9 protein-coding genes are annotated in these 8,545 nt (G+C 67.8%); 8 read left to right on the top strand and 1 reads right to left on the bottom strand.

Going from position 1 to position 8,545, the window contains the following annotated elements:
* The 6 genes from BL253_RS38610 to BL253_RS38580 all read left to right on the top strand — a co-directional run.
* Positions 1 to 352 (top strand): transposase (locus BL253_RS38610; protein ID WP_076823039.1); only part of this gene is annotated, 352 nt, incomplete at its 5' end.
* 797 nt (positions 353 to 1,149) lie between these two features.
* Positions 1,150 to 1,911 (top strand): cytidylate kinase family protein, encoded by a 762-nt coding sequence (locus BL253_RS38600; protein ID WP_076823035.1) that lies wholly within the window; start codon positions 1,150 to 1,152, stop codon positions 1,909 to 1,911.
* A 52-nt stretch (positions 1,912 to 1,963) separates the two neighbouring features.
* Positions 1,964 to 3,277 carry a B12-binding domain-containing radical SAM protein gene (locus BL253_RS38595; RefSeq protein WP_131831707.1) on the top strand — a complete coding sequence of 438 codons (1,314 nt, stop codon included), beginning with the start codon at positions 1,964 to 1,966 and terminating at the stop codon, positions 3,275 to 3,277.
* Entirely contained in the window at positions 3,274 to 4,506 is a 1,233-nt protein-coding gene (locus BL253_RS38590) for a DNA glycosylase AlkZ-like family protein (RefSeq protein ID WP_076823032.1), read from the top strand. The genes BL253_RS38595 and BL253_RS38590 overlap by 4 nt, the downstream gene beginning before the upstream one ends.
* Before the next feature lie 40 nt (positions 4,507 to 4,546).
* The gene (locus tag BL253_RS38585) at positions 4,547 to 4,900 is read left to right on the top strand and encodes a MazG nucleotide pyrophosphohydrolase domain-containing protein (RefSeq protein WP_081439117.1); all 354 of its coding nucleotides are present in this window, start codon (positions 4,547 to 4,549) and stop codon (positions 4,898 to 4,900) included.
* A gap of 159 nt (positions 4,901 to 5,059) precedes the next feature.
* Positions 5,060 to 5,884 (top strand): alpha/beta hydrolase, encoded by an 825-nt coding sequence (locus tag BL253_RS38580; protein WP_076823031.1) that lies wholly within the window; start codon positions 5,060 to 5,062, stop codon positions 5,882 to 5,884.
* A gap of 16 nt (positions 5,885 to 5,900) precedes the next feature.
* Here the strand turns inward: BL253_RS38580 and BL253_RS38575 are convergent, their stop codons facing one another.
* A complete protein-coding gene (locus BL253_RS38575) occupies positions 5,901 to 7,253 on the bottom strand; it encodes a helix-turn-helix domain-containing protein (RefSeq protein ID WP_241835537.1) in 1,353 nt (450 codons plus the stop codon).
* 330 nt (positions 7,254 to 7,583) lie between these two features.
* On the opposite strand from BL253_RS38575, the gene BL253_RS38570 reads away from it, so the two are divergent.
* Complete coding sequence (locus BL253_RS38570) at positions 7,584 to 8,132, top strand: NUDIX hydrolase (RefSeq protein WP_241835536.1); 549 nt, start codon at positions 7,584 to 7,586, stop codon at positions 8,130 to 8,132.
* A gap of 57 nt (positions 8,133 to 8,189) precedes the next feature.
* On the top strand, positions 8,190 to 8,545 hold a 356-nt coding region (locus tag BL253_RS38565; RefSeq protein WP_116438939.1), incomplete at its 3' end, for a helix-turn-helix domain-containing protein.

The following is an 8,545-nucleotide window of genomic DNA, read 5'->3' as shown; positions in this document are numbered from 1 at the left end:
CGCCTGGACCGACTACCGCGACCTGGTCGTGGAGGCACACCGCCGGCTGGGCCGACCTGTCGTGCTCGTCTGGGACAACCTCAACCGGCACACCTGCGCCGAGATGACCGCGTTCGCCGCCGCCAACGAACGGTGGCTCACCGTGATCCGCCTACCCGCCTACGCCCCCGACCTCAACCCCGTTGAGAACGTGTGGTCCCTGCTCAAACGCGGCGAGCTCGCCAACCGCCTGTTCACCGACGTCGACCACCTCGCCGGCCACATCCGAACCGGCCTGGGCCGCATCCAGCACCACCCACACCTGCTCGACGGCTGCCTGGCCGCCACCGGCCTGACCCTGGAACCAGCATGATCAGCGGAATCGACACCACGGATTAAAGCTCGTTAACCAAATGACCGAACTCGGGTCGAAGGCCGCTGGCCGGACCGGTGTTGTCGTCAGTCCTCGTGAGGCTGCGGGCTTTTCTGCCCGTGCCACCCAGGCGGCACCACAGGAACCCAGTCTCATCCTCAAGACCATGCCAGTGACCGAATCAAGACCCGCGCGTTGTCCAGGAGGGTTCCATGGCCCGCGCACAGGCATGGAGGCACGGGCGATGATCGTGAGATACGAGCTCGACACCGGGGACGACACGTACGCGACCGTGCCCGCGAGCATGGCCGACCGGACCGGCGACATGGGCGCGCTCGCGGAGGCGCTGTTGGTGGCGGTCCCTCGTGCGGCCTGTATTCAGGTCTGGGCCGATGGCAAGACCTTCCTGGACCCCCCGGACGCGGAGGCTCGCCCACCCCGGTCGGATCCCAGTCCCCAACCAAGCGATCTTGTCTTAGATGTCGCTACAGCGATCACGCTCGCCGAGTCTGACCAGACAGCCATCCTGACCGGCGCGCCCTCGTGGTTGACACGGYAACCGCGGCACCCCGCGATCCCCTGGACCTGTGAGCTGGGCCGATTCGACGTTGACACGGCCGCGACGGCGGATCGTCACGCGTCGAGGCCTGCGGTGTCTATGCGTGTCGCGTATGGCCGCTACCGATTCTTGGCATGGGCACATTCCCCCGCTTGGTAGGACGCTCGGGACGCGGTGCCGCTGCATGAAAGGACGGCTCGATCGTGCCCGAGTACACCTCTTCACATGATCATCCTTCGTGTTCCCTCTGAGCACCATCGACCACGCCGAGTCGGAAGAGAGTCTTCCTGAGGGCGTGAACGTAGCGTTCGCTGGCCTGACGGCCGCCGGCAAGACCACGCACGCCAGGTTGCTGGCAAGCGAATTGGGCTATGGGTATGTGTCGGCGACTGAGGTGATGTTGGACATCCTTGGCATGCCCGTCGCGGCGGACGGAGTCTGGCTGGAGCGGTACGACCAGGTTCAGGCGGCCCGAGCGGGTGATGCCGCAGACATCGAGCTGGACCGGCGGCTGCTGGGGCTGRCCGCCACCCGGCGGCGCACGGTGTTCGACACGTGGGCGCTGGCCTGGCTCGCGCCCGGCCCGCTGCTACGGGTCTGGCTTGAGTCAGACCCGTCGTCGCGAGCTCGCAAGTGCCTGGTCTCGCAGACGAGCTCCCGCCTATCCATGGCTGAGTGCCAGTCGCTCATCCGGGAGAAGGATACCCATACTCGGGAGTCCTTCGTGCGTCGTCATCGGTTCGACCTCTACACCGACCGCGATCGTTACGACCTCGTTTTCTGCAACTCGCATCTGATTCCGACGGCGGATCGGGAGTCCGCGGATCGGGGTATCGCCGCGTTCGCTCCCGTCGTGCGCGACGCCGTCACCGCGCTGCTGGCGAACCGACCACCCGACGAACTGGCTCGGCTGGCGAGCCTGCACCCAGCCGAAATCCTGMGCATAGGTCGGCGATCCGCGCCCCCAGTCGCAGGCACCAGGTGCCGGGCCTTGTCCTGATTCGGCTATTCCATCGTTCGTTCGAAGGAAGAACTTTCCGGAGGTGTCGGTGATGCGTGTCGTCTTGCTATACCCCGAGGTCTACGACATGGCTCGGTTCCGGGAACGTCGCCGCGAGTTCCCGCCGTTCGGGGCGCTCTACCTGGCGGCGGTGTTGGAAGACGCCGGCCACGAGGTGGCGGTCATCCAGGTACGTCCCGACGATCTTGCCCTCGACCTCACCGGCTTTGAGGCGGTCGGGTTCAGTCTCGCCTCCTCGGCGACCTACGGTTTCATGGCGGCGGCCCGCGCGCGCAGCCGGGTCGACCCGGGCRCGCTGGTGATGGTCGGTGGCGTGCACGCCAACTTCTACCCGGACGACGCGCTGCGTGACTTCGCCGCGGACGTCGTCTGCGTGGGGGAGTCGGAGGAGACGATCCTCGACCTGCTGGCCCGCGCCGGCGCCGGCCTGCCGGTCACTGGGATCGCCGGCACCCGCTGGGCCGAGGACGGCCAGATCCGATCCGGGCTCCCACGTCTGCTGATTCGGGACATCGACCGGCTGCCGCTGCCGGCACGACACCTGCTGCCCGTCGAGGACGTCGTGATGACCGACCGGCTCGCCGGCCATGACGTGCGGATGGCACACGTGATGTTCAGCCGGGGCTGCCCGTTCCCGTGCTCGTTCTGCGCCGCAGGCCAGACCCGCATCCAATATCGCTCCGGAGCCAGCGCGTACACCGAGCTGGCGCACCTCGTGGACCGCTACCACATCGGCGGGTTCGCGATCGTCGACGACAACTTCGTCGTCAACAAGCGGAAGGTCGCCGACATCTGCGACGCGGTCGCCGACCTGGACCTGTCCTGGTCGGCACTGTCCCGCGTCGACACCGTCGACGCGGCCCTGCTGAAGACGATGGCCGCCTCGGGCTGCATCGAGATCAAGTACGGGGTCGAGTCCGGCAGCGAACAGCTCCTGCGGGCGATGCGCAAGAACACCACCCGCACCGAGATCAAGGGCGCATTCGCCGCGACCGCCGACGCCGGGATCGGCGCCAAAGCGTTCATCATCCACGGCTTCCCAGGCGAGGACCGGCAGACGACCGACGAGACGATCAGCCTGCTCGGCGAGCTGGGATCATCGCTGACCCGCGTCTCGCTGTTCCGGTTCGTCCCGCTGCCCGGCACCCAGGTCTACGCCGACCCAGACCGYCACACCCTGCGTGGCCTACACACCCAGCCCGACTGGGACGGGGACTGGTCGAAGTTCCACATCCACCACAACGACCGCCACTGGTGGGGCAGCCCCGACCAGTGGGTCGAACTCGAGGACTCCTACCGCAGGCTGCGCGGCTTCGTCGAAGACCACTGGGGCGCCCAGGGGTGACCACCAGCCCACCCTTCGCCCGCTGCTACGGTGCCCCGGTGATCAACCGGGGCCCGCGCACCGTCGGGACCGTCACCCTGACCGACGTCCAGGCACGTCGGCTGTGGAACTGGACCCTGTCCCGGCAAGGGCTGCACCCCTGCCGCCGGCTGACCTCCGCCACGCAGATCAGCCACGCGGCGCTCGGCCTGCACGCGGCTCGACTGCCCTCTCCATTCGCCACCGTCCTCGCGCGCACGGACGGCCCCGACGCGGCGCTGCCGCTCCTCGCCCGACCCCACGGGCTCACCACGCTGCGTTGCATGCGCCGCACGCTGCATCTCCTACCCCTGGACCTCGCCGCCGCCGCGCACCGGGCCACCGTCCACTACCGCCTGCGCGACGCCACCCGCCGTGCGTCCAACGCCGGCGTTCCCGACCATCTGCTCGCCCAGATCCACGCACAGCTGCCGGGGCTGCTCGCTGATGGGCCGCTGCCGCACCGACACATCGAGGACGCCCTCGCCCCCATCAACACGGCCGCGGTCCGGGCCGCGGTCAAGGCTGCCTGGGAAGCGGGCACGCTCACCTATCTGAACGCCTCCGGCTGTTGGAACGCCGAACGCCGCRTGTTCGGCCTGACCAGCCAGCTACACCCCAGCCTCGACCTCGACCTCGACCGGCGAACCGCCACCCGGACGCTGCTGCGGGCCTACTTCGACCGGTACGGGCCGGCAACCTTCGGCGACGCGACCTGGTGGTCCGCTCTCTCCCGCGCCGCTGTCATCGACGCACTCGACGACCCCGAAGCCGCGGTGCTCGAAGTCGCCACACCCTGGAGCCCCTCGCCGGCCTACATGCCTGCCGAGCGCTACGAACAGTTCACCGCGACCGACCCCGACACCCACACCACCGGACTGCAACTACTGGCCCACGAGGACGTCGCTCTCAAGGCCTACGCCGAGACCCGCGCCCGTTACCTCGGCGACCTCACCCCGCGGCAGGCTTTCAACCAGATCGGTGAAGCCCTCCCCACGGTCCTCCTCGACGGCCAGGTCCGCGGCACCTGGACCTGGGAACCAGCCAGCCGAACCGTCGTCGCGACCCTGCTCCCTGGCCAGGCCACCACAACCATCCGACAGGTCACGACCGCCGCCAAACGGCACACCGAAGCCCTGCGCGCCGGCTGGCGACCACGCACCCCTCCCGCCGCCCGACCCGACCCACGACAACTCACCCTCACCCTCTGACACCAACCCGCCCCAAGCCCGAACAGACGAAAGGACGCATGTGCAGCCCCTCGCCACCGACGCCAGCCTCGCCGACCTGCAGCGCTACGTCGCCGAGATGGAAACCGAACGAGGCTTCACCGACCGCACGGTCCACGACCAGACCTGGCGCCTCATGGAAGAAGCCGGCGAACTCGCCCGCGCCGTCCGCAAGAACAACGGACAACGCACACTGACGGGCGAGCTGGTCGGCAGCGTCGACGAGGAACTCGTCGACCTCCTGATCTTCGCCTGCTCGATCGCCAACCGCCTCGGCATCGACCTTACCGACGCCATCCGAGCGAAGGAAACCCTCAACGAGACCCGAACCTGGCCCGGCACACACCAGCCGACCTTCGCTGTCCCGGCCTCATAGCGGCAACCCGGTGCCAGGGACCCGCGCACACCGGCGGCGACGAGAATGATCGTCGCTGACGGCAGTCGCTGTGGCCGCGCCCGCAACGTACGGGCTGGCATATCCGACGAGGTCTACAAGACGATGCAACATGAGGTATCCCGGCCGCGAAGGAGCCACATGACCGTGCACGAGACCACGATGTCGATGCGAACTCTGGACGGTCTGATGCTGGCCGCCACTCTCGCGCGCCCGGACTCGGTCGCCGGCTCCGCCGTCGTCCTCGTCCACGGCGGCGGGGTGACCCGCGAAGAAGGCGGGTTCTTCACCCGCCTAGCCACTGGCCTTGCCGACGCGGGTGTCGCCTCACTAAGGTTCGACCTGCGCGGCCATGGAGAAAGCGAGGGCCGGCAGGAGGAGCTGACGCTGTCTGCGATCCTCAACGATATTCGGGTGGCCTTCTCGACCGTGCGGGGCGCGACCGGCGTCGCGAGTGTGAGTCTGCTCGGCGCCAGCTTCGGGGGCGGGATCTGTGGCCACTACGCTGCGAAGCGTTCGGATGACGTGACACGTCTAGTGCTGCTCAATCCGCAGTTCAATTACAAGTGGCGCACCATAGACAGCCGACCGTACTGGCATGACGACCGGCTCGACGACGAGATGGCCGCGACTCTGAATGAGCAGGGTGCGATCACGTTCACACCGACGCTGCGGCATGGCCGACCGCTCCTGAACGAGGTCTTCTGGCTGCGTCCCGACGAGACAATCAGCGAGATCGCGGCGCCGACGCTCGTAGTGCACGGCACGAAGGACACTCTCGTGCCTGTCGACTCGTCCCGCGCCGCCATGGCGAAGTTCACTGCCGAGCACCGACTGGTCGAGGTGGAAGGCGCGCAGCACGGATTCGCGGTCCACGACGACCCGCGCTACGTGCAACCACAGAGCCAGGTGTGGCAGGCATTCGTCATTCGTACTGTGGCCGATTGGTTGACTATTGGCCAGTAGCAGTCGACGTAGCCGCCTATGCCAGCATCGCCTCGCGAAGGTCTCGTGGCCCTGGCCGAAAACCCCACGGACCCAAGGCCCGAACGACATCGGACAGAACTCTCACGGTGCGACCGGAATTCGTCTGCCTGGCGACAGCCAGAGCATCAAGACCCACTGCCGCGGCCTCGTCGGGTCTGCCACATAGAGCCAGAGTCGCTGCACGTCGGGCGCCAAACAAGCCGGCATCGCGCCGGGAGAGTCCGCCCGTGGCGAGGACGTCCGCAAAAATGCCCGCTGCCCGCGCTGGATGGCCGGCCTCGGTGTAAGTCACCGCAGCACGCAGGCGCACTGTGGCCGCAGAGCTAGGAGACCTGGCACCGTCGATAGCACACTCTCCGTCGCTAAACGCTTCCCAGGCAGCGTCGAGCTTGCGCTCAACCATCGACAGCGGCTCGCCGTGCGTTGCCAAGGCGAGCGCTTCCTGCTGTAGCTGCTCAACGGCTACCCGCATCCGAGGTGTCGGGCAGACCTTGGCCGCGGCCTCGGCGAGCGTCCGCATTCGCACAAGTTCACGGCTGTCATACGCCATCTGTGACTTCTTGACCAAGACGTATGCTTGCATTGAACAGTCCTGGGCCTCCTGAGCCCATTCCATCGCACGGTCATACCAATACACGGCCGAGGTAGGGTCGTGCAGGTCTCGGTAGAGCCAGCCAGCGAACTCGGCGCTGTCGGCTCCCACTGTCAGCAGCTGACGGCGGATCCCCGGACGGACGTCGCGAGCCAGCTGGCTGACCACCTTCAGGACTGCGAGCACCGTCGGCAGAACCTGCGCCGGGCCAGCTTCACCGTCGTCGGTCTTGCATCGGTCGAGCTGGCGGCCAACCGACGCGACTACCTTGCTATCGAGGTAGCGGTGTGCGTCGTCGAGCGCTGCCGAAATGCGCGGCAGCTCGTCGAGGTCCATCGCCGGAAATAGCTGCGCAGATACGCCGTTGACGATGGGTCGGCGGGGGGCCTCCAATCCGCGCGTGTCAGCCAGCATGTCGTCGCCGTCAGCGGGACCGCGGACGACATCCTGCAGCCCGCCGGACCGGCTGGTTTCGTGGGTTGAGCCGCCTTTGATGGGCGTGGGACCCACTGCGTCCACGGCCAGGCTGCCGTCGCCGGAGGCCTTCTGACGCGGCTGGCCGGGGCGATCGAACCAGAGCAGGTCCGCGGGGATGCCGAGGACGTCGCTGTAGTGGATGAGTTTGGACAGTTCTTCGGGGGCGCGGCCGTTTTCGATGCGGCTGAGCTGCGGCTGGGTGAGTCCCAGCCAGCTACCGACGAGCTCTTGGGGCAGAGTCTGGCCGTGGTAGGGGTGTGTACGGTAGGCATAGATCACCCGGCCCAGGTGCCAGCTGGCGAGGGCGTCGCGTATCTGATCGGCTTGCCAGAACTCAGCGGGCAGGGTCGGCGGTGCTGAGCGGGCATGGGCGGCCGACCGTTGGCAGGGTCCGCAGACCGTCCCTAGGTTGTCAGCGGCGAGGCGGTTGCCGCACCGGGCGCAGCCGCGTCGCGGGCCCGTCATCCAGGCCGCCTCCCATCGACGTACACGGGCGGACGATCAACAAGGCCACGCTAGCACCGCCCGTGACCGTGTCCATGCATCTTGCGTATGAAGGTGTACCGGTTCGCGATATAGCCACTACCGCCTATGAATTCCACGCTCTGGGTGTCGCACTCCGTCGAACCGTCCCGCACCGCCTTGTCGCATTCGGTCGATACTGACGGCATGGTCGGTCGGGATCTCGAGCCCCTCGCCATGGATGACGACGGGAACATCCTGGTGGCGTTCCACCGGGCCGCAGACGATGCCGGGGTCCGCGACGCTCCGCTGACCGTCTCGCTGGTCGCACTCTGGCACGACGACTGCATGCTGCTGGTGTTCAACAGACAGCGCGCGTGCTGGGAACTGCCAGGCGGGATGATCGACCCCGGCGAAACACCACGGCAGGCAGCCATACGCGAGCTGCACGAGGAAACCGGCTACCAGGTCGACGACCTGGCCTTCGCTGGCTTCGCACGGTTCACGCTCGGCCCCGAGCAACGTCCCGAATACGCGGCGATCTACGCCGGGCAAGCAACACCACGCAGTACCTTCGCCTCGAACGACGAGATCACCGCGATCACCTGGTGGGACGGCGCCACACCGCTCGCCAGCCGGGTCCAACCACTCGATGTCTGCCTGGGACGGCTGGCCCGGGCAGCGCTGCGCTACTGAGCTTTAATCCGCGGGGTCGGATGGGATCGGGGTCTGATCGCCGGGTAGATCGTCTGTATGAGGTACGCGACTGGTGGCGGGTTGACCGCCGAGGACCGGGATCGTCGGGAGCGGGTACGGCTGGCGGCTGCCGAGCGGTTCGAGCAGGGGCAGTCGTGCGGGCAGGTGGCCGCCGAGCTGCGGGTGACCGAGCGGTCGGTGGAGCGCTGGCGGCGGGCCTGGCAGGCCGGTGGGGTGGAGGCGTTGCGTTCGACCGGACCGGCGTCACGCTGCCGGCTGGTCGAGGACCAACTGCTGGCCCTCGACGCCGAGCTCGACCGTGGGCCGGAGGCGCACGGCTGGGCGGATCAGCGGTGGACGCTGGCCCGGATCCGCGAACTGATCGCCGCAATGTTCGGGGTCCAGTACACGGT

It is taken from the genome of Pseudofrankia asymbiotica (genome assembly GCF_001983105.1).
Classification (GTDB): Bacteria; Actinomycetota; Actinomycetes; order Frankiales; family Frankiaceae; genus Pseudofrankia; species Pseudofrankia asymbiotica.
This window is presented reverse-complemented; position numbering and strand designations above follow the sequence as displayed.

Bases quoted from the DNA above. Each gene is read 5' to 3' on its own strand.
- BL253_RS38580 (WP_076823031.1), top strand. From the start codon at position 5,060: ATGACCGTGCACGAGACCACGATGTCGATGCGAACTCTGGACGGTCTG.